The organism is Nocardioides marmoraquaticus (assembly GCF_054777915.1).
In genome coordinates this window covers 1-23,137 of the sequence record NZ_BAAHAA010000007.1, presented here as the reverse complement: position 1 = coordinate 23,137, position 23,137 = coordinate 1, and the positions used below count along the sequence as shown (strand labels likewise).

Below are 23,137 nucleotides of genomic sequence, written 5' to 3'. Positions count from 1 at the left end.
ATGCTACTGGTCGGTAACGAACCGCTGGCGCAGACGTAGGGCGTCCCACGGTGCGTGGCCACCACCGTCGTTGTCGAAGTAGCACCAGGCGTCGCGCCCGTCGGCCGTCCACGCACGGATCCGCTCGGCCCAGCGGTCGAGCCCGGCATCGGAGTAGCCGCCCGCGTAGATCGCGTCCTCGCCGTGCAGCCGCACGTAGACCGCCGGCCCGACCGCCGCGTCGAACCGGGGGAAGACGCCGGCGGTGTCGGCCACCACGAGGCACACGCCCGCCTCGGCCAGCTGGCCCACCGCCTCGGGGCTCCCGAAGCTCTCGTGACGCGGCTCCCAGGCGTGGACGAGGACCCGCCCCCGGTCGGGCACGTCATCCGGGCGGTCGAGGGCCGACCAGCGCTTGTCCCCACGCACCTTGTCGTCGTGCTCCAGCGCCAGGTCGACGGCCTCCCCCACCGTGCGCGGGAGGAGGGACACGAATGCCGCGACCAGGCCTGCGTCGTACGCCAGCACGGCGGGCGTCTGCCACAGCAGCGGCCCGAGCCTCGGGCCGAGCCCCAGCAGGCCGGAGGCGAAGAAGTTGGCCAGGCCCTGCCGCACGTCGCGCAGCCGCTTGAGGTGGGTGACGTAGCGGCTGCCCTTGACCGCGAAGCGGAAGCCCTCCGGCGTCTCGTCGCGCCACCGCGCCCAGCTGCTCGACCGCTGCAACGAGTAGAACGAGCCGTTCACCTCGACGCTGTCGAGCACGGACGCCGCGTGCGCCAGCTCGTGGCGGTGCGCGAGGCCGGCAGGGTAGAAGTCGCCGCGCCAGCCCGGGTAGCTCCACCCCGAGATCCCGACCCGCACCGTCACCGCCGACCACCTCCACGCCCGCCTTACCCAGCCCGGCCCGCCGAACCATGGGCCGGCGGGCGCTCAGCGTGGTTGAGTGGCCGGGTGGACGATCTCGAGGTGGCGCACCGGCACTACCTTGATGCCGTCGACAAGGCGATGACCAGCGGCGACTGGCAGCCGTACGTCGACCTCCTCACCCCCGACGTCGTCTACCGGCGCACCGGGATGCCCGAGCGCACGGGGCGCGCCGAGGTCCTGGCGCAGATGCAGCGCGACACGGGTCGACTGCCCGGCTCGCTCATCGCACGCATCGACCCGGAGTGGACCACCCTCGACCACCGGCACCAGCTGGTGGTGCAGGAGATGAGCCACGTGGCCCGTGACCCCGGAGACGGCTCGGAGCACCGCGCGCGAGCGACGAGCACGCTGCACCATGCCGGCGGGGGCCAGTGAGACATGGTCGAGGTGGTGCACAGCGGGGAGGCCTACCGCACGCTCTACCGCGGCTGGGCGCGTGCCGCCCTGGCCAGTGGGAACGAGGCGGAGGCCGCCGAGCTCGTGGCGAGCCTGCAGGCCGAGGGCCTGGCCTGACCGCTCGGGTCCTGCCTCACCACGCGTCCGGTGCGCCCTCCGCGTCGACGGCGTCCTGGCCCGCCGCGGCGAGCTCCTCGCGCACCACGCGGTAGGCGGTGCCGGGCCCGTGGCCCTTGCGGGCCAGGGCCCCCACCAGGCGCCGGGTGGCCTTGTCGGCGCCGAGGCCCTGCACCGAGCGCAGCCGCGAGCGGACCAGACGGCGGGCCGCCTCCTCCTCGGCGTCGGCCGGCACCTCGTCGAGCACCTCGCGGACCGTCTCGTCGGCCACCCCCTTGCGGCGCAGCTCCTGCGCCAGGGCGCGGCCGGCCAGTCCCTTGCCCTGCTGACGCTGCTCGACCCAGGTGCGCGCGAACGCCTCGTCGTCGACCAGCCCCACCTCGGTGAAGCGGTCGAGCAGGGGCTGCGCGACGTTGTCGGGCACGCCCTTGCTCGTCAGCTTGGTGGCCAGCTCGGCCCGGGTGCGGGCGCGGCCCGTCAGCTGGTCGAGCAGGATCTTGCGCGCCACGGACTCCGGGTCGGCGTCAGGGCCGAGGTCGGCGTCTGGCGGTGGGTTGTCGGCTCGTCGCACGCCTCAGGTCGCCTTTCGTCCTGCGGGGTTTCGAGGCTTCACCGGTCAGTCCCTCCTTCGTCGGGCCTGGCCGGCTCGCACCTCAACCTCCCGGCCCCCGCGGGACCTCGTGCCTCGGTCCCGGGGCCGTGACCTTCGTCGGTCCTGGCCGGCTCGCACCTCGACCTCCCGACCCCCGGCGCCGTGGCTCAGAAGTCGATGCCGTCGGGGTCGATGCCGGGGGCGTCGGCGGTGAAGCCGTCGGCGGGGGCGTCGACGGCCGGGCCGATGCCGAGCTTCTCGAGGATCTTCTTCTCGATCTCGTTGGCGAGGTCGGGGTTGTCGCGCAGGAAGGAGCGGGCGTTCTCCTTGCCCTGGCCGAGCTGGTCGCCCTCGTAGGTGTACCAGGCACCGGCCTTGCGGATCAGTCCTGCCTCGACGCCGACGTCGATCAGGCCGCCCTCGCGGCTGATGCCGCGGCCGTACATGATGTCGAACTCGGCCTGCTTGAAGGGCGGGGCGACCTTGTTCTTGACGACCTTGACCCGCGTGCGGTTGCCGACCATGTCGGTGCCGTCCTTGAGGGTCTCGATGCGGCGCACGTCGAGGCGCACCGAGGAGTAGAACTTCAGCGCCCGACCACCCGTGGTGGTCTCGGGCGAGCCGAACATGACGCCGATCTTCTCGCGCAGCTGGTTGATGAAGATGGCGGTCGTCTTGGAGTTGTTGAGCGCACCGGTCATCTTGCGCAGCGCCTGGCTCATCAGGCGGGCCTGCAGACCGACGTGGCTGTCGCCCATCTCGCCCTCGATCTCGGCCCGGGGCACCAGCGCCGCGACGGAGTCGATGACGATGAGGTCGAGCGCGCCGGAGCGGATCAGCATGTCGGCGATCTCGAGCGCCTGCTCACCGGAGTCGGGCTGGGAGACCAGCAGCGCGTCGGTGTCGACGCCGAGGTTCTTGGCGTACTCGGGGTCGAGCGCGTGCTCGGCGTCGATGAAGGCGACGATGCCGCCGGCGGCCTGGGCGTTGGCCACCGCGTGCAGGGCGACCGTCGTCTTGCCGGAGGACTCCGGACCGTAGACCTCGACCACGCGACCGCGCGGGAGGCCGCCGAGGCCCAGGGCGATGTCGAGCGAGATCGCCCCGGTCGGGATGACCTCGAGCGGCGCCCGGGTCTCGTCGCCCAGACGCATCACCGAGCCCTTGCCGTACTGCTTCTCGATGTTGGCCAGGGCCGCGTCGAGGGCCTTGTCGCGGTTGCTGGCCGGGCTGGTGGCGGAGGATGCAGCCATGGGGACGTCCTTTGCGCTAGCGGTGGTGCGGGGTCGGGTCCGACGCTAGGACCGACCTCCGACAACCTGGCGGCCTCGTCGGGCGCCTGTGGAGAACCGGGGGTCCGGACCTGCCTGTGGACACCGACGGTAGTACGAACGTGTGTTCGACGGGCATCCGACACGCCCACGCGACGGTGGCGGGCCTCAGCGCTCGGTGGCGGGCAGCTCGAGCTCGGCCCAGACCGCGCGCCAGACCTGCTTGGGGGCGACACCGGAGTCGAGCGCCTGCCGCACGGTGCGCTCGCCGAGCGCCCCGATCACGTGCTGGTCGGCCCAGACCGGGGCGTAGCCGACGCCCAGCGCCGCCTCCATGCGGGCCCAGAGCTCCGTGTGCCTCACGCGCGCCTCACCACCGGCCCGCGGGCGCGTGCCGGGGCGCTGGCCCGGGATGGGACAGTGGGGGTCGCGCGCACCGGTCTCACCCCGGCGATTGTGCCCGACGGCCTTCGGGGCCGACGGGCCACGGGTCCGGCCGGACGCCACAGGCCGACCGGCAGGAGAGGTGGACATGGGGACGATCGGCACCGTGGTCGTGGTGGTGGGGGCGATCGCGCTGGCGGTGGCCGCGGTGCTGCAGCTGCGCGGCGGTCCGCTGCCGTTCCCCGCGATCATCACCGGCGCGGTGACGTGCTCGCTGTGCTACGTCGTCGCCGGCGCGAGCGAGAACGACAGCACGCTGCCGAGCGTGCCGACGGTGGTCGGCTCCGCGGTGGGCGTGATGACCATCGGCGCCATGATCATCTCGCTGGTGCCCCGCTCGCCCGACCGCGACGACAACCGTCGCAGCCCCATCTGGCTCGCTGCCTGCGGCACGCTGCTCGGCTCAGCCGGGCTCCTCGCCCACACCTTCCTCTGAGCCCCGCGGGCGACGGCCGCGCCCGCCCACCACGCGCACGACGACCACCACCGCCAGGCAGAGCGCCGCGAGCACGAGCCAGCCCGAGGTGTAGTCGCGGTCGAGCAGCGTCGGGTTGTCCGACCGCGCCCCGAAGCGGCCCAGCACCGGCACCGCCGTGGCGGTGACCGTCACGAGCACCAGCAGCCCGACCGTCACCGCCGTGCGCCACGTCGCCGGCACCACCCGCAGCAGCACCAGGGTCACGACGATCGTCACCGGGGCGACGACGGCGTCGTGGGCGACCGCCGCCCCGACCATCCACAGCAGCGAGTCGAGCAGGTCGGCGACGTCCTGGCGCAGCAGCAGCACCACGCCGTACGCCGACGCCGCCAGGCCGGCGAGCAGCAGCAGCGCCCGCACCACCACGGACCCGCGGTCCGCGGCGACCGCGGTGTCGTCGACGTGCGCCATCAGACGGCCTCGATCCGGGTCAGCCACTTGGTCTGCATCACGCCCGGGCGGTTGGGGGCGATGAGCCGGCAGGGGTAGCCGTGGTCGAGGTCGAGCTCCTCGCCGGCCAGGCCGAGCGCCAGCAGCGTGAGGTCGTCGCGGGCGAACGAGGCCGGCAGCACCGTGGTGCCGAAGGAGCCGCGGGTCTGCAGCGAGACCACCCGCAGGTCGGCGTCGGCGGGCACGTCGGCCCGGTCGAGGACCTCCGAGAGCCGCACCCCGGTCCACTCCCCCGACGCGCTCCACCCCTCGACGCAGGCGATCGGCAGCCGCTCGGTGCGCTGCTCCATCGAGCGGAGGTCGTCGCGCGACAGCACGACCTCGCCCCGCCTGCCGACCACGGTGAGCGTCCAGCCGGGGTCGACGGCCGTCTCGGTGACCCCGGCCGCGGCCGCGCTGCGGTTGATCGGCACCCCCTGCGGACCCTCGCCGGTGCGCACCGCGAGCACCGAGACCCGGCGCAGCCACGGCACGGTCTGCCCGGCGTTCAGGAGCACCGCCACCCCGGAGGCGAGCAGCGTCGCTCGCAGCAGCGTGCGACGTCGCGGCCCGGGCGCAGGGGTCCCGGCCTCGGTCGGGGCTTGCTCGTCGACCGGGCCGGCGTACGCGCGGCGGATCACGGGCAGCTTGACCGCCACGTGCACGACCAGGGCACCGATCGCGATCCAGGCTCCCGCGTAGTGGGCGGCCCGGAAGGAGAACGACCAGGGGTACCACTGCGCGGAGTTGGCCAGGCCCACCACGAGCTGGAAGCAGGACGCGGCGACCAGCACGAGGATCGAGGCCCGCTCGACGGAGTGCAGCGCGAGGGCCCGTACGTCGCGCCAGGGCACCCGGGCGAACAGCTTCGGGTAGACCGACCACAGCTTGGCGAGCAGCAGCGGGATCGCGGCGATGCCGGTCAGGACGTGCAGCCCCTGGGTCAGCCGGTAGCCCCACACCGGGCGCGTGGGCGGCACGAGGGAGGCATCGGGCAGGTAGTACCAGTGGCTGTAGAGACCGGTGAGGAAGCAGATCGCGAAGCAGGCGCCGAGCCAGGTGCCCAGGCGCGCCGTGAGCCGCTCGTGACGCAGCGGCGAGGTGAAGGACTCCTCGCGGGGCACCACCGCACGCACCATGGCCGTGCCCGGCCTAGTCGGCGCGGTGCACGAGCACGGCGAACCAGCGGCCCTCGTGCTCGACGACCTCGCGCACCTCGAGGCCGACGGACGCGGCGAGGTCCTCGATCGCGTCGGCGCCGACGCGGGCCCACGGGAAGGCCTTGGTACGGCGACCGCCGCTCACCAGCAGCGCCGAGTGGACCGTGAGGCCGGTGCCCGGAGCGGCGAGGTCGACGACGATGCGTCCGGAGGGGTCGACCAGCTGGGCACAGCGGCGCAGCAGGTCGGCCGGGGCGCCCCCGATGCCGATGTTGCCGTCGGCGAGCAGCGCGGTGTCCCAGCGGCCCTCGCCGGGCAGCGGGTCGAAGACGTTGCGACGGACGGCCGGGACACCGCGGTCACGGGTCTGGGCGACCGCCTCGTGCACGATGTCGACGCCGAGCACCGCCTGTCCGTTCTGGTGCAGGTGCGCGCTCATCCGCCCGGGGCCGCAGCCCACGTCGATGGTCGCGCCGAGGCAGTGCGCCAGCACGGCCCGGTCGGACGCGGTCACCGGCTGGGTCCAGGTGTGGACCGGCAGCTCCTCCTCGCCGTCGTCGATGCCCTCGACCGAGCACGGGATGCCCCGCAACGCGTCGGCGAAGACCTGGCTGAAGGAGACCGAGACGAGCACCGGGTCGTCCTCGGGGAGGTACTCAGCAGTGCTCACGGGGCCATCGCCTCCTGCCGCCGCCCGTCTGCCGCGAGCGCGCGCCAGGCCGCCGCGAAGGCAGACCCGGGTGCCGCCTGCGCCACGGCACGGGCGTCGTCCTCCTCGTCGACGTCGGCGAGCGGGTCGACGAGCCGTACGTCGGCACCGGCGCGCTCGAGCGCGGCGCGGGTCTCGACACCGGTGGTGCCGACCGACATCGGCACCTCGGCGAGGTGGGCGAGCAGGTCGGTGGAGCCGACGCCCAGCAGCCACCAACCGCCGTCGTCGGCGAGACCGAGCACGGCGTCGGTGGTCGTGGTGACGGCGTCGCCGGCCTCGCGCAGCACGAGGGGCGACAGGTGCGGGGTGTCCATACCGACCTGCACGACGGGCGCGCCACCGGTCGCGGCGGCGACGTCACGGTGGGCATGGGCCAGGCGCTCGGCGAGCCCGTCGCCGCGCTGCTCGTGCATCGTCCAGCCCTCGGTGGCCGCCAGCAGGTCGTGGCCGCGCCGCGCCTCGGAGAGGTCGCCGGCGAGCGCGAGGTGGCAGTGCTCGAGGTCGTACGCCGCCCGGCACGCGGCCAGCGTGTCGAGGAGCGCGGCCGCGGCGAGGTCGGCGGCGGCGTCCATGCCGACCGTCGCCCCCAGGCGGGTCTTCACGCGCCCGGGCACGGGCGCCTTCGCGACGACCAGGACGACCGGTGGCAGCAACCCCGCGCTCACGTGAGGACCCTGGCGAAGTCGCGGGCCGCGCGGACGGTGCCGACCACCGAGCCGCTGACCTTCGACCTCGTGCCCTCGGCGCGCGGGTGGTAGTCGATGTCGCGCTCGCTGAAGCGCCAGCCGGCCTCGGTGGCGCGCTGCAGCAGCTCGACCGGGTAGCCGAACCGACGGTCCTGCACCCCCAGCGCCAAGGTGTCCTCGCGGCGGCTCACGCGCATCGGGGCGATGTCGTGCAGCGACATGCCGATGCGGCGTCGCAGCCACCACAGCACCGCGGCGTTGCCCGCGCGCGCGTGCCACGGCCAGATGCCGCTGCGCACGGGTCGACGGCGACCGACGGCCATGTCGGCGCGACCCTCGTGGACGTCGGCGAGCAGCGGGACCAGCTGGGCAGGGTCCATCGAGCCGTCGCCGTCCATGACGGCGACGTACCCAGCGGTTGAAGCCTCAAGCCCGGCGTGGACGGCCGCGCCGTACCCCGGCCGGGACTCCTCGACGACGCGTGCGCCCAGGTCACGGGCCACGTCGGCGGTGCCGTCGCGCGAGCCGTTGTCGACCACGAGCGGGCGGAAGCCGGTCGGGAACCTCGCCAGCAGGGCCGGCAGGGCGGGCGCCTCGTCACGGCACGGGATGACGACGTCGCACACCACGTCGGTGGCGGCGGCGGGGTCGGTCTCGGGCATGGCCTCCACCGTAGGGGTTCGGTCCCAGGACATCGGTCGGATTGCGGGCGTTCACGTCGTCGGGCGCGTCGCGGCCCCGGACCGTGCGGCCGGCGGGCGTCAGCGCAGCGGCGCGGAGGCGAACTCGCGGATGCCCTGCTCGGGTGTCACCTGCGCCCGGAAGCCGAGCTCGGTCGTGGCGAGAGCCGGGCTCGCGACCACGTGCCGCACGTCGCCAGGACGGTACTGGCCCGTCACCTCGGGCTCGGGCCCGTCGGCTGCTCGCGCGAGGATGCGGGCGACCTCGAGGATGGGCACCGGGTGGCCCGAGCAGACGTTGTACGCCGCCCACGACTCGGGCTCCTGCCCCGCCACCGCATCGATGCTCGCGAGGTTGGCACGCGCGACGTCGTCGACGTGCACGAAGTCGCGCATCTGGCCGCCGTCCTCGAACACCTTCGGCGCCTCGCCGTGCTCGAGCGAGCTGCGGAAGATCGCCGCGACGCCGGAGTACGGGGTGTCGCGCGGCATCCGCGGGCCGTAGACGTTGTGGTAGCGCAGCCCGACCGCACGCGCCTGCGCCTGCCGCACCCACGCGGAGGTGTAGTGCTCCTGGGCGAGCTTGCTGGCGGCGTAGCTGCTGCGCGGCTCCAGCGGTGCGTCCTCCGGGACGACCTCCCACCCGAGCGGACGGTCGCACTCGCGGCAGTGGTTGTCGAAGTCGCCGCCGTCGAGCGCGGCGCGGGTGCGCACGCCGGCAGGCTGCCGACCGTGCTCCTCGCACGCGTAGCGGCCCTCGCCGTAGACGACCATGGAGCTCGCGACCACCAGGGCGTCGACCCCGCGCGCGGTCATCGCGGCCAGCAGCGCCGCCGTGCCGAGGTCGTTGTGGCCGGCGTAGAGCGGCAGGTCGGCGGGCGTCACCCCGGCCCCGACCATGGCGGCCTGGTGGCAGACCACGTCGACGCCGTCGAGCAGCTCGGGCCAGCGGGGGTCGGTGTCGGCGTCGCGCACGTCGAGGCGGTGCACGTCGTCGGGCACCACGGTCGTCTCGCCGTGGGCCTGCGGGATGACGAGGTCGACCCCGACCACCTCGTCGCCGCGCTCGCGCAGCTGCTCGGCGATGCGGGCGCCGATGAAGCCGACGGCGCCGGTCAGCAGGATCCTCATGCCGGGATCCAGGGGGTGCTGGCGACGTCGTCGAGCCACGCTCCGCAGCCGCAGGTCTGCTCGCCGGTCGCGACGTCGCCGACGACCCGGCCGAGCATCGTCTTGAGGCGCTCGACGTGCTCGGCGAAGAGCGCGAAGACCGCGGCCTGGTCGACCGACTCCTCGGCGCTGACGCCGGCGTCGACGTCGGTCACCAGCGCGACGGTGGCGTAGCAGACGCCCAGCTCGCGCGCGAGCACGGCCTCGGGGTGGCCGGTCATGTTGACGACCGTCCAGCCGGCGGCGGCGTAGCTCTGCGACTCGGCGCGGGTCGAGAACCGCGGGCCCTCGATGACCACCATGGCGCCGCCGTCGACCACGCCCTCGCCCGCCGCCGCGACCAAGGAGCGGCGCAGGTCGGGGCAGTAGGGGTCGGCGAAGGGCGCGTGGGCAGCGCCGGTCTCGACGTAGGTCTGCACCCGCCGGGTGGTCCGGTCGACCAGCTGGTCGGGCACGACGAGCGTGCTCGGCCGGGTCTCGGGCTGCAGCCCGCCGACGGCGCACGGCGCGAGCACGCGGGTGACACCGAGGCTGCGCAGCGCCCAGAGGTTGGCGCGGTAGGGGATCTGCGTCGGCGGGAACTGGTGGCCCTTGCCGTGCCGCGGCAGGAAGGCCACCGACCGGCCACCGACCGTGCCGATCGCGACGGGCGCGGAGGGAGCGCCGTACGGCGTCTCGACCTCCACGGTCACCGGGTCGTCGAGGAACTCGTAGAAGCCGCTGCCGCCGATGACGGCGACCTCGGGCGCACGATCAGCGTGGCCCCCCGGGGGCGTGGTGCTCATGGGGCTGCACTCTGCCAGCGACGCGGGCGGGTTGTTGCGCTGGCACCGTCTGGCGGTGCGTCAGCGGCCCTCGGCGAGGGCGCGCAGCGTGTGCAGCTGCTTGCGGATCATCACGAGGTCGCCGGCGGCGAGCAGGGTGCGCCAGACGCCGAGGCTGTGCCGGCGGCGGGGTCCGAGGGCGAGGCAGACGAGGATGCGTGAGCGGGCGCGCTCCCCCGGCACGACCTCGTAGCCCATGGCGATGTCGCCGAGGAGGCGCCGACCGAGCGGCCCGGCGACGGTGACGAAGCCGCGGCCCGGCACCACCTCGGCCAGCGGCCCGATGAGCACGTGCTGGCCGACCTCGAGCCGCTCGGCGCCGGGAGTGAGGGTGCGGGGGCTGCGGCGGCCGAGGTTGTCGACGAGGTCGTAGGAGTACGGCGCGACCGACAGCTGGCACAGCCACCGGTGCACCGTCTCGGGCGCCGCGTCGACGTCGACCGCGCGCACCAGGTGCTCGCCCCCGGGTGGCACGTGCCGGTCGGCCGCGTGCGTCGTACGCCGCTCGCCCGCGGTGGCGCCCCAGTGCGCGAGGCGCCCCGGGATCCTCACCGGACCGTCACCTGACCCTCACCGGACCGTCATCGCAGCAGCAGCCGGTCGAGCCGGCGCCGGACGACGAGCATGCCGACGACGCCCATGAGGAGCAGGTAGGCGACCGAGACCAGTGCGCCGGCCCCCACCGTGCCGAGCGTCAGCTCGCGGACCAGGACCACCCCGCGGTAGAGCGGCGTGGCCTCGGCGACCCACTGCAGCCAGGTCGGGTAGGCGGTCACCGGGTAGAAGGTGGCGGAGAACAAGAACATCGGCAGCGTCGCGACGGTGACCCACTCGAAGTCCTGGAACGAGCGCATCCACGTCGTCAGCGCCATCCCGACCGCGCCGAAGGCGACCCCGATCAGCAGCGCCGCCGGCACCACGAGCAGCGCCCACCACGTCTCGACGAGGTCGAGCGCGACCATGAGCAGCAGGAACGCCAGCGAGTAGACGCCGCCGCGGGCCAGCGACCACGCCAGCTCGCCGACCGCGACGTCACGCGTGGTCAGCGGCGTGGCGAGCATCTGCTCGAAGGTCTTGGAGTACTTCAGCTTGAAGAAGAAGTTCATCGTGGCGTCGAGCAGGGTGCCGTTCATGGCGGCGAACGCGAGCATGCCGGGCGCGACGAACGCGGCGTAGGAGACCTGCCGCCCGTCGACCTCGAAGCCGACGACGAGCTGGCCGACACCGATGCCGATGGAGAACAGGTAGAGCACCGGCTCGAGGAACCCGGACAGGAACACCCACCACACCCGGCGGTAGGTCAGGTAGTTGCGGTGCACGACGACGCCGGCGGACGCGACCGGGCCGCGGCGCCGCTGTCGGCGCTGCTCCTCGGTCAGCGCGAGGTGGGTCAGCACGCTCACCGGACCAGCCTCCGGGTCAGCCGGCGCACGGTCAGCAGGTAGCCGAGCCCGCCGAGCACCAGCAGGTAGGCGACGTGGACGAGGGCCGGGCCCGTCTCGAGGGTGCCGAGCGTGAGCATGCGCGTGAGGTCGACGCCGTGCCACAGCGGGCTGACGCGCGCGAGCGGCTCGAGCACCGGGCCGAGGTTGGCGATCGGGAAGAACGCGCCGGAGAACAGGAAGAGCGGCAGCATCGCGAGCCGGAAGAGCAGCGCGAACGCCGAGTCGCTGGTCACCGACACCGAGAACGCGAAGACCGGCGTGGCGAAGGCCAGCGCCACGAGCGGCTGGGCCACGAGGGCGAGCAGCGCCCCGGCGACGGAGTCGAAGACCCCGAACGGGGCGAGCACGACCACGAACACCGCGGCCGAGAGCGTCACCCGGGCGAGCACGTAGACGACCTGCGCCTGCACGACGTCGGCGACGCCGAGCGGCGTGGCCGTCATCGCGTAGTAGGTCTTGTGCCACTTGATGGCGCCGTAGACGTTGTAGGACAGCTCGGAGAACACCAGCTGCATCGAGGCCGCCGCGAGCATGCCGGGGGCGACGAAGGCGACGTACGACGACGCACCCTCGAGCCGTGGCGCGTCGGCCTGGACGAACCCGCCGAGCAGCACCCCGAGGGCGACGACGTAGAGCAGCGGCGTCACGAAGGACGAGACGATGCTGCCCTTCCAGGTGCGCTTGTAGAAGGTCCACCAGTAGTCGGTCAGGCGCGGGGCGAGGGTGGCTGCCATCAGTCGACCAGCGTGCGTCCGGTGAGGCGCAGGAAGACGTCCTCCAGCGACGAGCGGCGCACCAGCGAGGCCACGGGCCGCAGGCCGCGGGACTGCACCGCGGCCAGGGTGCCCTCGCCGTCGTGGGTGTAGAGCAGCAGCCGGTCTGGCAGCACCTCCACCCGCTCGGCGAGGTCGGCGACCTTGTCGGCGAGCGCCTCGTGCTCGTCGGTGCCGAACCGCAGCTCGGCGACCTCGCGGGTGGCGTGGGTGCGGATCAGCTCGAGCGGCGAGCCCTCGGCGACGACCAGCCCGCCGTCCATCACCACGAGCCGGTCGCACAGCTGCTCGGCCTCGTCCATGTAGTGCGTGGTCAGCACGAGGGTCACGCCGGCCTGCTTGAGGCGGAACAGCTGGTCCCACAGCACGTGGCGGGCCTGCGGGTCGAGGCCGGTCGTCGGCTCGTCGAGCAGGAGCAGCTCGGGCCGGTTGACCAGCGACCGGGCGATGGTCAGCCGCCGCTTCATGCCGCCGGAGAGGTCGTCGACCTTCGCCCGGCGCTTGTCGGTGAGCTGCACGAACCCCAGCAGCTCCTCGCACCGCTCGCGCAGCTCGGCCCGCGGGATCGCGAAGTAGCGGCCGTAGATGTAGAGGTTGTCGAAGACGTTGAGCTCGAGGTCGAGGGTGTCGTCCTGCGGGCAGACGCCGATGCGGGAGCGGATCTCGGGGCCGTCGGCCGCCGGGTCGCGGCCGAGGATGCGCAGCTCTCCGGCGGTCGGTGGGGACACCGCGGCCACCATCCGCATCGTGCTCGACTTGCCCGCCCCGTTGGGCCCGAGGAAGCCGAACGCCTCGCCCCGGCGCACCTCGACGTCGATGCCACGCACCGCCTCGAAGGCGCCCTCCCGGGTCGCGAACGACTTGCGCAGCCCACGGGCGAGGATCATCGGCTCGGGTGCGGGGTCCACGAGGAGCGACGGTACGGCTCCCCACCGACGACCCGCACCCGGGACCTGAGGCACCAGGTGACGTGACGACCGCCGCGGGCACAGGGTGTCGGACCCCTGGGGAAGGATGTGGACCGTGACCGCCCTCGACCGCTTCAGCGCCCCCACGCGCGAGTGGTTCCGGGCTGCCTTCGCCGGGCCGACCCCGGCGCAGGAGGGCGCCTGGGAGGCGATCTCGCAGGGTCGCCACGCCCTGGTCGTCGCCCCGACCGGCTCGGGCAAGACGTTGTCGGCGTTCCTGTGGAGCATCGACCGGCTCGCCAGCGAGCCGGTGCCGGCCAAGCAGGAGCGCTGCCGGGTGCTCTACGTCTCGCCCCTCAAGGCGCTCGCCGTCGACGTCGAGCGCAACCTGCGGGCCCCGCTGGTCGGCATCCGCCAGACGGCCGAGCGGCTCGGGGAGGACGTGCCCGAGATCCGGGTGGGCGTGCGCTCCGGCGACACGCCCGCGCAGGAGCGTCGCAAGCTCGTGACGACCCCGCCCGACGTGCTCATCACGACCCCCGAGTCGCTCTTCCTCATGGTCACCTCGCAGGCGCGCGAGTCACTGCGCGGCGTCGAGACCGTGATCGTCGACGAGGTGCACGCCGTGGCCGGCACCAAGCGCGGCGCCCACCTCGCGCTGACCCTCGAGCGGCTCGACGAGCTCCTCGAGAAGCCGGCGCAGCGGGTCGGTCTGAGCGCGACGGTGCGGCCGGTCGACGAGGTCGCGCGCTACCTCGGCGGCCGGGCGCCGGTCGAGGTCGTGGCCCCGCCGTCCCAGAAGGAGTGGGACCTGAAGGTGGTGGTGCCCGTGGAGGACATCACGCAGCTGGGCGAGGAGGGTGACGACGGCCCCCGCGGCGGGTCGTTGTGGCCGCACGTCGAGTCCCGGGTGCTCGACCTCGTCGAGCAGCACACCTCGACCATCGTGTTCTGCAACTCCCGCCGCCTGGCCGAGCGGTTCACCGCCCGGCTCAACGAGCTGGCCTGGGAACGGGCTGGCATCGCGTTCGAGACCTCGGGCGCACGCACGCCGTCGCAGGTGATGGCACAGTCGGGCCAGGCCGACGCCGCGCCCGAGGGCGCCCCGCTCGTCGCGCGCGCCCACCACGGGTCGGTCTCCAAGGAGCAGCGCGCCGTCATCGAGGACGACCTCAAGCGCGGCCGGCTGCCCTGCGTGGTCGCCACCAGCAGCCTCGAGCTCGGCATCGACATGGGCGCCGTCGACCTCGTGGTGCAGGTCGAGTCGCCGCCGTCGGTGGCGAGCGCGCTGCAGCGCGTCGGCCGCGCCGGCCACCAGGTCGGCGAGGTCTCGCGCGGGGTGATGTTCCCCAAGCACCGCGGCGACCTCATCCCAGCGGCCGTGTCGGTCGAGCGCATGCGCACCGGGGGCATCGAGGCACTCAGGGTGCCGACCAACCCGCTCGACGTGCTGGCGCAGCAGGTCGTCGCGGCGACGTCGATGGACGCCTGGAAGGTCGACGACCTCTACGACCTGGTGCGTCGGTGCGCGGCGTACACGACGCTCCCGCGCAGCGCCTTCGACGCGGTGCTCGACCTGCTCGCCGGGCGCTACCCCAGCGACGAGTTCGCCGAGCTGCGCCCGCGCGTGGTCTGGGACCGCGTCTCGGGCGAGCTCACCGCGCGTCCCGGTGCGCAGCGGCTGGCCGTCACGAGCGGCGGCACCATCCCCGACCGCGGGCTCTTCGGCGTCTTCCTGGTCGGCGAGAAGCAGACCCGGGTGGGGGAGCTCGACGAGGAGATGGTCTACGAGTCACGCGTCGGCGACGTCTTCACCCTCGGCACCACGAGCTGGCGCATCGAGGACATCACCCACGACCGGGTGCTCGTCGTCCCGGCGCCCGGCCAGCCCGGCCGGCTCCCCTTCTGGACCGGCGACACCCTGGGCCGGCCCGCCGAGCTCGGCGAGGCGATCGGCGGCTTCACCCGCGAGCTGGCGGCGCTCGCGCCCGACGACGCCAAGGCCCGCTGCCGCGACTCCGGCCTCGACGAGTGGGCCGCCGACAACCTCGTGGCGCTGCTGGTCGAGCAGCAGGAGGTCGCCGGCACGGTGCCCCACGACCGCCAGCTGCTCGTGGAGCGCTTCCGCGACGAGCTGGGCGACTGGCGGCTGGTGGTGCACTCGCCGTACGGCACCCCGGTGCACGCCCCGTGGGCGCTGGCGATCGGGGCGCGCCTGCGCGAGCGCTACGGCCTCGACGCCCAGGCCATGGCCACCGACGACGGCATCGTGCTGCGCATCCCCGAGACCGACCAGGACCCGCCCGGCGCCGAGCTGGTGGCCTTCGAGCCCGACGAGGTCGAGGAGATCGTCACCACCGAGGTCGGCGGCTCCGCGCTGTTCGCCTCCCGGTTCCGCGAGTGCGCGGCCCGCGCCCTGCTGCTCCCCCGTCGCGACCCCGGCCGCCGGGCGCCGCTGTGGCAGCAGCGCCAGCGCGCCGCCCAGCTGCTCGAGGTGGCCTCGCGCTACCCGTCGTTCCCGATCGTGCTCGAGACGGTGCGCGAGGTGCTCCAGGACGTCTACGACGTGCCGGCCCTCGTCGCGCTGCAGAAGCGCGTCGCCGACCGCCGGCTGCGGCTGGTCGACGTGCAGACCCAGCGCCCCTCGCCGATGGCGCAGTCGCTGCTCTTCGGCTACGTCGCTGCCTTCATGTACGAGGGCGACTCGCCGCTGGCCGAGCGGCGGGCCGCGGCCCTCTCCCTCGACCAGGGCCTGCTCGCCGAGCTGCTGGGCCGCGCCGAGCTGCGCGAGCTGCTCGACCCGGAGGTGCTCACCGAGACCGAGGCCGAGCTGCAGCGGCTGGCCGAGCACCGTCGCGCCAAGGACGCCGAGGGCATCAGCGACCTGCTGCGCCTGCTCGGTCCGCTCACGCTCGAGGAGGTGCGGGCGCGCTGCACCGAGCCCGACGAGGTCGCCGGGTGGCTCGACGGGCTCGCCTCGGCCCGACGGGTCGTCACCGTGCTGATGTCGGGCGAGCAGCGCCACGCCGTCGTCGAGGACGTCGCCCGGCTGCGCGACGGGCTCGGCGTGCCGGTGCCGCCCGGCGTGCCCGACACCTTCGCCGAGCCGGTCGACGACCCCCTCGGCGACCTCGTCGGCCGCCACGCGCGCACCCACGGCCCGTTCACCGCGGCCGAGGTGGCCGGGCGGCTCGGGCTCGGCGTGGCCGTGGTGCAGCAGACCCTCGCCCGGCTCTCGGGGCAGGGGCGGGTCGTCGAGGGCGAGTTCCGCCCGCAGGGCGCCGGCCAGGAGTGGTGCGACGCCGAGGTGCTGCGGACGCTGCGACGGCGCTCGCTCGCCCGGCTGCGCGAGGAGGTCGAGCCGGTCGAGCCCGACGCCCTCGCCCGGTTCCTGCCCGCCTGGCAGCACGTCGAGGTCGAGGCCGCCCCGCCGACGACGACCCCGGGGGCGCCGCGCCAGCGCGGTGCACGACGGCGACGGGAGCTGCACGGCATCGACGGCGTCGTGACCGTCGTCGAGCAGCTGGCCGGGTGCGCCGTGCCCGCGAGCGCGCTCGAGAGCCTGGTGCTGCCGGCCCGCGTCGACGACTACGCCCCCGCCATGCTCGACGAGCTCACGTCGTCGGGCGAGGTGCTCTGGGCCGGTCACGGCGACCTGCCCGGCACCGACGGCTGGGTCTCGCTCCACCTCGCCGACACCGCCCCGCTCACCCTGCCCGGCCCCGGCGTCGACACCGAGCCGCTCGAGCTCTCCCCCGACCACGAGTCGGTGCTCGAGGCCCTCGCCGGCGGCGGGGCCTACTTCTACCGCCAGCTCGCAGGAGCGATCGGCACCTCCGACGACAAGCGGCTCGCCACGGTCGTGTGGGACCTCGTCTGGTCGGGCCGGCTCGGCAACGACACCCTCGCGCCGCTGCGCGGCCTGCTGGGCGGTGGTCGGTCGAGCCACGCCACCAAGCGTGCGGCGCCCCGGGTGCGCTCGACCCGCCCCGGGGCCCGACCGCGGCCCCGCTTGAGCTCGGCCGCCCTGCGCGCGGTGCCGCCCGACCTCGCCGGGCGCTGGTTCCTGCTGCCCGAGCCGGAGGCCGACCCCACCGCCCGGGCCCACGCCGCCGCCGAGGCGCTGCTGGAGCGGCACGGCGTGGTGACGCGCGGTGCGGTCATGAGCGAGCGCACCCCCGGCGGCTTCGCGGCGGCGTACAAGGTGCTCTCGGCCTTCGAGGACACCGGCCGCTGCCGACGCGGCTACTTCGTGGAGGGGCTGGGCGCCGCACAGTTCGGCACGGCCGGTGCGGTCGACCGGCTCCGCACCCACAGCCGCTCGGCGCGCGACCACGACCCCGACGCGGCTCCCCACGCCGTCGCCCTGGCCGCCACCGACCCCGCCAACCCCTACGGCGCGGCGCTGCCCTGGCCGGCGCAGGAGGGCGGCCACCGCCCCGGACGCAAGGCGGGCGCCCTCGTCGTCCTGGTCGACGGACGCCTCACCCTCTACGTCGAGCGCGGCGGCCGCACCCTGCTGACATTCGGCGACGAGGCCGCCGACCCGGCCGCCGCCGAGACCCGCCTGGTCGTCGCGGTGCGGGCGCTCGGCGCTGCCGTGCGCGACGGGGCGCTCGGTCGGCTCGTGGTCGAGAAGGCCGACGGCGAGAGCATCCTGGGCCAGCAGTCCGAGCCCGTGCGCCGGGCCATGGAGGAGGCCGGCTTCGTGGTCACGCCGCGGGGCCTGCGCGTCCGCGCCTGACGCGGCGGCCAGCCGGGGCCCAGGTAGGTTCTGGCTCGTGACGACGCCCACCCAGACGCCGCCCGAGACGACGGCCGAGGCCTCCACGTCCCCCCGTCCGTCAGGCGCCCTGCTGGCGCTGATCGTCTTCGTCGTCGGCGTGGCGAGCCTCGGCGCCGAGATCGCGGCCGCACGCCTGCTCGCGCCGTGGTTCGGCGACAGCACGATCGTGTGGGCCAACACCATCGCCATCACCCTGGTGGCGCTCTCGCTGGGCTACGCCCTCGGCGGCCGGCTCGCCAGCCGCAACCCCACGCTGCAGGGCATGGCGGTGTGGGTGCTGCTGGCCTCGGCCTTCTTCGCCGCCGTGCCGTTCATGGCCGGACCGTTCCTGCGGCAGTCGGTGCGGGCCTTCGCGGAGTACTCCGGCGGCCTGTTCGTCGGCTCGCTGGTCGGCGTCGGCGCGATGATCGCGGTGCCGGTGCTCTTCCTCGGCATCATCTCGCCGTACGCCGTGCGCCTCATGGTGCGCTCGGTCGGTGACGCCGGGCGCGTCTCGGGCCGTTTCTCGGCCCTCGGCACCATCGGCAGCCTCGCCGGCACGTTCCTCTCGACGCTGGTGCTGATCCCGCTCGTCGGCAGCCAGCGCACCTTCCTGGCGTTCGCGCTGATGCTCTCGCTGGTCGTCGTCCCGGCGCTCACGGGCGTACGACGCGTCCTCGCGATCGTCGTCAGCGCCGTCATCGTCGTGCTCATCGTCATCCCGCCCGGCTCGACCAAGACCTCCACCACCGCCGGCGAGGTCCTCGAGGAGCGCGAGACCGAGTACCAGTACGCCCGCGTCATCGAGTCCGACGACGGCACCCGGGTGCTCGAGCTCAACGAGGGCCAGGCGATCCACTCGATCTACCGTCCCGACGACTGGCTGTTCGGCGGCTACTGGGACTCCATGCTCGTCATGGGGTTCGCCGGCACCCAGGAGCCGCGCGACATCGTCAACCTCGGCAGCGCCGGCGGCACCGTCGCGCGCGGGCTGACCCACTACTTCCCCGACGTGCGCATCGACGCCGTCGAGCTCGACGACCAGGTCAGCGAGCTGGGCCGCACCTACTTCGACATGACCAGCGACCGCATCACCACCCACGCGGCCGACGCCCGACCGTGGCTGCAGCAGACCGGCAAGACCTTCGACAACATCATGCTCGACGCCTACCGGCAGCCCTACATCCCCTGGTACCTCACCACCAGCAACTTCTTCGAGGTCACCAAGGACCAGCTCAACCCCGGTGGCACCGTCACGGTCAACGTCGGCCACCCGCCGGGCAACGACGAGCTGGAGCGAGTGCTGACCGCCACCATGCGCAGCGTGTACGGCGACGGCAACGTCTGGCGCGACCCGGTCGACGACACCAACACCGTCCTGCTGGCCACCCTCGACGACGTCGACCCGCGCGAGCAGCTGCGCGAGGCCGACGTGCCCGCCGACGTGCGCCCGGTGGCCGACGCCGCCGCCGACCGCCTCGAGCCCGGCCTCGACGGCGGCGAGGTCTACACCGACGACCACGCCCCCGTGGAGTGGCTCATCGACCTCTCCTTCGCCCAGCTCGCCAGCTGATCCTCCCGCCCTCCCGCCGACCGGCCACGATCTGCCCGGTCGGCGCCCCCAGCCGGTCACCGCGTGCCGGTCGGCGAGCGACGGGTGTCCACGCCAGCGCGGGGAGGTGCGGGGAGGGTGCTCGCGGGGGAGGATGCTCCCGTGGACCCCGAGGACCTGCCCGACCCCCAGGTGCTGTGGTGGTCGGCCGTCGCCCTCGCCGCCCTGCAGCGGGCGGGCGGTCGTGAGGAGTGCCGCTTCGAGTCCTGCACCATGGTCGTGCGGCTCGACGAGGCCGGTCGAGGGTGGCTGCGGCTGCAGCGCGTGCGCGGCGGCCGGTTCGTGCTGTGGGGCCGCTCGGCGCTCGCCCCGGCGGCACCCCGTGACGCCCGGCGCGGTGCCCCCGACTGGGCGCTGACCCCCGCGACCGACGACGGGCGTCCGACCTTCGTGGCGTGGTTCGCCCACGGCGAGTGGGACCTCACCGACGACCGCGACGACGGCCTGGCCCTGCTGCTGCGGCCGTGGTCCACCGTCGACCCCGACGTCGCCGCCGCCGCCCGCCGCGGCGACCTGCGCGAGGAGCACCTGTGCGCCCGTGCGACCACCGACGAGGCGGTGACGGCGGCGCTGGTCCTGGCCCGCGAGGCGGGCGGGCCCGCACCGGCGCTGTCGCGCGGACCGGCGCGGGTGCGGCTGCGCGAGCAGGTGCACGACCAGATGCGCGAGGCCGGCGAGGCCGACCGGATGCTGCTGCAGCAGCCCCCCGAGGTCGTGGCGTGGGCCCGGGTGCACGCGCCCCGCGGGCCCTTCGAGCACGCCGTGATGGTGCGGCGCGACGAGGCCGTCCCGGCCGTCACCAACACCGCGCTGCCGCGCGCCGCGCGGCACGCGCTGGCCAACGTGCTGCGCGACCTGCACCGCAAGGAGGCCGGCGACGAGCACGGCGCCTGGCTCTTCGCGCGGGTCAGCGGCGACGGCCGGGCGGTGCGCTTCGACCGTGCCTTCGACCACTGGCCGGCCTGGTGGCGCGTCGCGCACCCCGCCCAGGGACCCGCCCTGGAGGACCTCGCGTGGGAGATGGGCCAGCGCTCCCCCGCGTGGCGACCGGGCTGGGCGACGCTGCTGCCGCTGCCCGCCGTGGCGGGCAGCCGCTAGAGCAGCCGCCGGTCGGAGGCCCAGCGCGTCAGCTCGTGGCGCGACGACAGCTGCAGCTTGCGCAGCACCGACGACATGTGGGTCTCGACGGTCTTGACCGAGATGAACAGCTCGCCCCCGACCTCGCGGTAGGAGTAGCCACGCGCGATCAGGCGCATCACCTCGCGCTCGCGCTCGGTGAGCCGGTCGAGGTCCTCGTCGACCGCGGCGACCTCGACGGTGCCGGCGAACGCGTCGAGCACGAAGCCGGCGAGCCGCGGGCTGAAGACCGCGTCGCCCGAGGCGACCCGCTCGATGGCGTCGACCAGCTCGGGCCCGGTGATGGTCTTGGTGACGTAGCCCCGCGCACCGGCGCGGATCGTGCCGATGACGTCCTCGGCGGCGTCGGACACCGACAACGCGAGGAAGCGGGTGCCCTCCGCGCGTCCCGCCGTACGCCGCATCACCTCGCCGCCCCCGCCGCCGGGCAGGTGCACGTCGAGCAGCACCACCTCCGGCTGGTGGGCGAGCACGGCGGTCACGGCCGCGTCGACGTCAGCGGCCTCGGCGAGCACCTCGACGGCGTCGGAGGCGTGGGCGAGCTCGGCGCGGACGCCGGCGCGGAACATGGCGTGGTCGTCGACGACCACGACGGAGCGCGGATCGGGGCGGCTCACGGGGTCTCCTCCGGGGGTGGGTCGGGCTGGTCGGCACGAGGCAGCCACAGCCGCACCTCGGTGCCGTGGCCGGGGGCGCTGCGCACCTCGGCGCGCCCGCCGTGGCGGCGTACGCGGCCCAGGACGCTGCCGCGCAGGCCCTGCCGGTCGTCGGGCACGACGTCGGGGTCGAAACCGCGGCCGCGGTCGCGGACGAACACCTCGAGCCCTTCGGGGCCCGCCTCGGCGTAGACGTCGACGGAGCCCGCGCCGGAGTGACGGGCGGCGTTCAGCATCGCCTCGCGTGCCGCCAGCACCAGCGGGCGGGCGCCCTCGGCGAGGGTCGCGTCGCCGACGCAGACCACCTCGACCGGCACGCCCAGGCCGTCCTCGACCTCGCTCGCGGCCGCGCGCAGGGCGGTCGCGAGCGTGGTGGGCCCGGCCGCGTCGGGCTCGAAGAGCCAGCGCCGCAGGTCGCGCTCCTGGGCGCGAGCGAGCCGCGCCACGGTGGCGGGGTCGGCCGCGGAGCGCTGGATCAGGGCCAGCGTCTGCAGCACCGAGTCGTGCAGGTGGGCGGCGACGTCGGCCCGCTCCTGCTCCCGCACGCGGGCCACCCGCTCGGCGCTCAGGTCGGAGCTCAGCCGCACGAACCACGGCGCGATCACCAGCCCCACGCCCAGCAGCCCGACCGAGGCGGCGAGACCGACGTCGAGCGCCACCGACAGCCCGCCGCGCAACCCGAAGAGCGTGACCGCCAGGACGACGAGCGCGAGCCCCGCCGCGATCCGGAGGTACGCCGCCCAGCCGCCGGCACCGACCACGGCGCGGAGCGGGTGCACCCGGGCACCGTCGGCCCAGCGCTCCTGCTGCGCCTGGTCGGCCTGCCACCAGAGCAGGGCGACGCCGCAGGCGGCGACGAGCAGCGGGCCCACGGCCAGGGCCTGGCCGGTGAGGACCCCCAGGGCGAGCACGACTCCCGCGGCGATGGCGCCGCCGGCGGCCAGGGGGCCGTAGTCGGTGAGCCGCCGCTCGCGACGTCCGCCGCGCCGACCCTGCCGGGTGGCCGCGTCGATCCCGGGAGCCCCAGGGGCGTCGGCCCGCTCGAGCGGGAGCACCAGCCAGAGCGCGGCGTACAGCACAGCCCCGAAGCCGCCGAGCACCGTCGTGACGACGAGACCCGCACGGACCCAGGCGGTGCGCCAGCCGAGATGGTGGGCGACGCCCGCAGCCACGCCACCGAGCACGCGGTCGGCGCCGGCGCGGTGGGCACGGCGCGGCTCCCAGGCGGGCGCGGCGGCGCGGGACGGGGCGGGGACGGTGGTCATGACCCGGCCATCGTGGCACCGCCGGACCCCTGGGCACATCCGGTGCCTCCCCGGGGTGCACCCCTGAGGTCGCCGGGCGCAGGACCAGGGTCGTCCCCGATGGTCCGCAGCCGCGGGCCGCACCACGATGGTCGGCATGGACAGCCAGACCGAGCCGGGCACCGCACCCAGCGCCCCCACCGACCCCACCGACGACGGCCCTCGCGTGAGCCGGGAGCAGGTCCGCGACTTCACGCGGCTGCGCCGCTCCGCCACCGACCGGTGGATCGGCGGCGTCGCCGGCGGCCTCGGTCGCCACTTCGACGTCGACCCCGTCCTCGTCCGGGTCGTGCTCGCCGTGCTCGCCCTCTTCGGCGGCGCCGGCCTGCTGGTGTACGCCGCCGTGTGGCTGCTGGTCCCCGAGGACGGCCGCGACCGCGCACCGCTCGAGCTCGGCCCCGACGCGGCCAAGGTCGTCGTGGCCGTCGCCGCGGTGCTGGCCGCGATGGTCGTGCTCGGCGTGCCGTGGCTCGGGGAGGGCGGCTGGTTCCCCTGGCCGGTCCTGCTCCTCGCGCTCGGCGTCGCCTGGCTGCTGACCCGGGGCCGGAGGCGTGACGCCGCCGCCCCGACCGCCCCTCGTACCGCCCCGCCCGGCTGGACGCAGCCCGAGGGCGCGCCCGTGGCGGGGCCCGCCACGGACCCCGCACCCGGCACGGCGCCCCCGCCGCCGCC

The 23,137-nt window shown here is 74.8% G+C and carries 24 protein-coding genes; 7 read left to right on the top strand and 17 right to left on the bottom strand.

Annotated features, from left to right (window positions below; all coding sequences use genetic code 11):
- Positions 1 to 3: 3 nt before the first annotated feature.
- Positions 4 to 846: a DUF72 domain-containing protein gene (locus ACYU8I_RS07010; protein WP_460838897.1), complete on the bottom strand. Its 843-nt coding sequence runs from the start codon at positions 844 to 846 to the stop codon at positions 4 to 6.
- 84 nt (positions 847 to 930) lie between these two features.
- Here ACYU8I_RS07010 and ACYU8I_RS07005 point away from each other — a divergent pair, with 84 nt between their 5' ends.
- The gene (locus tag ACYU8I_RS07005; protein WP_460838895.1) at positions 931 to 1,281 is read left to right on the top strand and encodes a DUF4440 domain-containing protein; all 351 of its coding nucleotides are present in this window, start codon (positions 931 to 933) and stop codon (positions 1,279 to 1,281) included.
- Positions 1,282 to 1,284: 3 nt separating this feature from the next.
- Positions 1,285 to 1,419 (top strand): hypothetical protein, encoded by a 135-nt coding sequence (locus tag ACYU8I_RS07000; protein ID WP_460838894.1) that lies wholly within the window; start codon positions 1,285 to 1,287, stop codon positions 1,417 to 1,419.
- Positions 1,420 to 1,435: 16 nt separating this feature from the next.
- On the opposite strand, the gene ACYU8I_RS06995 is transcribed toward ACYU8I_RS07000, so the two are convergent.
- From ACYU8I_RS06995 to ACYU8I_RS06985, 3 genes are all read right to left on the bottom strand, one after another.
- Complete coding sequence (locus tag ACYU8I_RS06995; protein WP_460838892.1) at positions 1,436 to 1,927, bottom strand: regulatory protein RecX; 492 nt, start codon at positions 1,925 to 1,927, stop codon at positions 1,436 to 1,438.
- Between the two features lie 251 nt (positions 1,928 to 2,178).
- Positions 2,179 to 3,264 (bottom strand): recombinase RecA, encoded by a 1,086-nt coding sequence (gene recA, locus ACYU8I_RS06990; RefSeq protein ID WP_460838889.1) that lies wholly within the window; start codon positions 3,262 to 3,264, stop codon positions 2,179 to 2,181.
- Positions 3,265 to 3,450: 186 nt separating this feature from the next.
- Positions 3,451 to 3,645, bottom strand: a complete 195-nt coding sequence (locus ACYU8I_RS06985; RefSeq protein ID WP_460838887.1) for a DUF3046 domain-containing protein — start codon at positions 3,643 to 3,645, stop codon at positions 3,451 to 3,453.
- Between the two features lie 169 nt (positions 3,646 to 3,814).
- On the opposite strand from ACYU8I_RS06985, the gene ACYU8I_RS06980 reads away from it, so the two are divergent.
- On the top strand, positions 3,815 to 4,162 hold the full coding sequence (locus ACYU8I_RS06980; protein ID WP_460838885.1) for a hypothetical protein: 348 nt from the start codon (positions 3,815 to 3,817) through the stop codon (positions 4,160 to 4,162).
- On the opposite strand, the gene ACYU8I_RS06975 is transcribed toward ACYU8I_RS06980, so the two are convergent.
- The 11 genes from ACYU8I_RS06975 to ACYU8I_RS06925 form a co-directional block, all read right to left on the bottom strand.
- A complete protein-coding gene (locus ACYU8I_RS06975) occupies positions 4,130 to 4,615 on the bottom strand; it encodes a hypothetical protein (protein ID WP_460838884.1) in 486 nt (161 codons plus the stop codon). The two genes, ACYU8I_RS06980 and ACYU8I_RS06975, sit on opposite strands and share 33 nt — an antisense overlap.
- Positions 4,615 to 5,772 carry a molybdopterin-dependent oxidoreductase gene (locus ACYU8I_RS06970; RefSeq protein ID WP_460838882.1) on the bottom strand — a complete coding sequence of 386 codons (1,158 nt, stop codon included), beginning with the start codon at positions 5,770 to 5,772 and terminating at the stop codon, positions 4,615 to 4,617. Before ACYU8I_RS06970 ends, ACYU8I_RS06975 begins: the two co-directional genes overlap by 1 nt.
- A 13-nt stretch (positions 5,773 to 5,785) precedes the next feature.
- Entirely contained in the window at positions 5,786 to 6,463 is a 678-nt protein-coding gene (locus ACYU8I_RS06965) for a methyltransferase domain-containing protein (RefSeq protein WP_460838880.1), read from the bottom strand.
- Positions 6,460 to 7,170: a TIGR04282 family arsenosugar biosynthesis glycosyltransferase gene (locus tag ACYU8I_RS06960; RefSeq protein WP_460838878.1), complete on the bottom strand. Its 711-nt coding sequence runs from the start codon at positions 7,168 to 7,170 to the stop codon at positions 6,460 to 6,462. Before ACYU8I_RS06960 ends, ACYU8I_RS06965 begins: the two co-directional genes overlap by 4 nt.
- Positions 7,167 to 7,853: a glycosyltransferase family 2 protein gene (locus ACYU8I_RS06955; protein ID WP_460838875.1), complete on the bottom strand. Its 687-nt coding sequence runs from the start codon at positions 7,851 to 7,853 to the stop codon at positions 7,167 to 7,169. The genes ACYU8I_RS06960 and ACYU8I_RS06955 overlap by 4 nt, the downstream gene beginning before the upstream one ends.
- 99 nt (positions 7,854 to 7,952) lie before the next feature.
- Positions 7,953 to 9,002: an NAD-dependent epimerase/dehydratase family protein gene (locus tag ACYU8I_RS06950; RefSeq protein WP_460838874.1), complete on the bottom strand. Its 1,050-nt coding sequence runs from the start codon at positions 9,000 to 9,002 to the stop codon at positions 7,953 to 7,955.
- Entirely contained in the window at positions 8,999 to 9,826 is an 828-nt protein-coding gene (locus tag ACYU8I_RS06945; protein ID WP_460838872.1) for an S-methyl-5'-thioadenosine phosphorylase, read from the bottom strand. The genes ACYU8I_RS06950 and ACYU8I_RS06945 overlap by 4 nt, the downstream gene beginning before the upstream one ends.
- Before the next feature lie 60 nt (positions 9,827 to 9,886).
- Complete coding sequence (locus tag ACYU8I_RS06940; RefSeq protein WP_460838870.1) at positions 9,887 to 10,417, bottom strand: hypothetical protein; 531 nt, start codon at positions 10,415 to 10,417, stop codon at positions 9,887 to 9,889.
- A 29-nt stretch (positions 10,418 to 10,446) separates the two neighbouring features.
- Entirely contained in the window at positions 10,447 to 11,268 is an 822-nt protein-coding gene (locus ACYU8I_RS06935) for an ABC transporter permease (protein ID WP_460838868.1), read from the bottom strand.
- Positions 11,265 to 12,044: an ABC transporter permease gene (locus ACYU8I_RS06930; protein WP_460838867.1), complete on the bottom strand. Its 780-nt coding sequence runs from the start codon at positions 12,042 to 12,044 to the stop codon at positions 11,265 to 11,267. The genes ACYU8I_RS06935 and ACYU8I_RS06930 overlap by 4 nt, the downstream gene beginning before the upstream one ends.
- On the bottom strand, positions 12,044 to 12,991 hold the full coding sequence (locus ACYU8I_RS06925; protein WP_460838865.1) for an ABC transporter ATP-binding protein: 948 nt from the start codon (positions 12,989 to 12,991) through the stop codon (positions 12,044 to 12,046). The genes ACYU8I_RS06930 and ACYU8I_RS06925 overlap by 1 nt, the downstream gene beginning before the upstream one ends.
- 106 nt (positions 12,992 to 13,097) lie before the next feature.
- Here ACYU8I_RS06925 and ACYU8I_RS06920 point away from each other — a divergent pair, with 106 nt between their 5' ends.
- From ACYU8I_RS06920 to ACYU8I_RS06910, 3 genes are all read left to right on the top strand, one after another.
- Positions 13,098 to 17,735: an ATP-dependent helicase gene (locus tag ACYU8I_RS06920; protein ID WP_460838864.1), complete on the top strand. Its 4,638-nt coding sequence runs from the start codon at positions 13,098 to 13,100 to the stop codon at positions 17,733 to 17,735.
- A 37-nt stretch (positions 17,736 to 17,772) separates the two neighbouring features.
- Positions 17,773 to 19,329: a spermidine synthase gene (locus ACYU8I_RS06915; RefSeq protein ID WP_460838862.1), complete on the top strand. Its 1,557-nt coding sequence runs from the start codon at positions 17,773 to 17,775 to the stop codon at positions 19,327 to 19,329.
- Positions 19,330 to 19,470: 141 nt separating this feature from the next.
- Entirely contained in the window at positions 19,471 to 20,466 is a 996-nt protein-coding gene (locus tag ACYU8I_RS06910) for a hypothetical protein (RefSeq protein WP_460838859.1), read from the top strand.
- On the opposite strand, the gene ACYU8I_RS06905 is transcribed toward ACYU8I_RS06910, so the two are convergent.
- Both ACYU8I_RS06905 and ACYU8I_RS06900 read right to left on the bottom strand, forming a co-directional pair.
- Positions 20,463 to 21,074, bottom strand: coding sequence for a LuxR C-terminal-related transcriptional regulator (locus ACYU8I_RS06905; protein ID WP_460839206.1), 612 nt, complete (start codon positions 21,072 to 21,074; stop codon positions 20,463 to 20,465). The two genes, ACYU8I_RS06910 and ACYU8I_RS06905, sit on opposite strands and share 4 nt — an antisense overlap.
- A gap of 44 nt (positions 21,075 to 21,118) precedes the next feature.
- The gene (locus tag ACYU8I_RS06900) at positions 21,119 to 22,426 is read right to left on the bottom strand and encodes an ATP-binding protein (RefSeq protein ID WP_460838857.1); all 1,308 of its coding nucleotides are present in this window, start codon (positions 22,424 to 22,426) and stop codon (positions 21,119 to 21,121) included.
- A gap of 136 nt (positions 22,427 to 22,562) precedes the next feature.
- Here ACYU8I_RS06900 and ACYU8I_RS06895 point away from each other — a divergent pair.
- Positions 22,563 to 23,137, top strand: a 575-nt coding sequence (locus tag ACYU8I_RS06895) for a PspC domain-containing protein (protein ID WP_460838854.1), incomplete at its 3' end; no start/stop codon positions are given.

Excerpts from the sequence above, each read along its gene's own strand:
- ACYU8I_RS07000 (WP_460838894.1), top strand. The coding sequence starts at position 1,285 with ATGGTCGAGGTGGTGCACAGCGGGGAGGCCTACCGCACGCTCTACCGC.
- ACYU8I_RS06945 (WP_460838872.1), bottom strand. The coding sequence starts at position 9,826 with ATGAGCACCACGCCCCCGGGGGGCCACGCTGATCGTGCGCCCGAGGTC.
- ACYU8I_RS06950 (WP_460838874.1), bottom strand. The coding sequence starts at position 9,002 with ATGAGGATCCTGCTGACCGGCGCCGTCGGCTTCATCGGCGCCCGCATC.
- ACYU8I_RS06980 (WP_460838885.1), top strand. The coding sequence starts at position 3,815 with ATGGGGACGATCGGCACCGTGGTCGTGGTGGTGGGGGCGATCGCGCTG.
- ACYU8I_RS06900 (WP_460838857.1), bottom strand. The coding sequence starts at position 22,426 with ATGACCACCGTCCCCGCCCCGTCCCGCGCCGCCGCGCCCGCCTGGGAG.
- ACYU8I_RS06920 (WP_460838864.1), top strand. The coding sequence starts at position 13,098 with ATGTGGACCGTGACCGCCCTCGACCGCTTCAGCGCCCCCACGCGCGAG.
- ACYU8I_RS06905 (WP_460839206.1), bottom strand. The coding sequence starts at position 21,074 with ATGTTCCGCGCCGGCGTCCGCGCCGAGCTCGCCCACGCCTCCGACGCC.
- ACYU8I_RS06975 (WP_460838884.1), bottom strand. The coding sequence starts at position 4,615 with ATGGCGCACGTCGACGACACCGCGGTCGCCGCGGACCGCGGGTCCGTG.
- ACYU8I_RS06970 (WP_460838882.1), bottom strand. The coding sequence starts at position 5,772 with ATGGTGCGTGCGGTGGTGCCCCGCGAGGAGTCCTTCACCTCGCCGCTG.
- recA (WP_460838889.1), bottom strand. The coding sequence starts at position 3,264 with ATGGCTGCATCCTCCGCCACCAGCCCGGCCAGCAACCGCGACAAGGCC.
- ACYU8I_RS06955 (WP_460838875.1), bottom strand. The coding sequence starts at position 7,853 with ATGCCCGAGACCGACCCCGCCGCCGCCACCGACGTGGTGTGCGACGTC.
- ACYU8I_RS06930 (WP_460838867.1), bottom strand. The coding sequence starts at position 12,044 with ATGGCAGCCACCCTCGCCCCGCGCCTGACCGACTACTGGTGGACCTTC.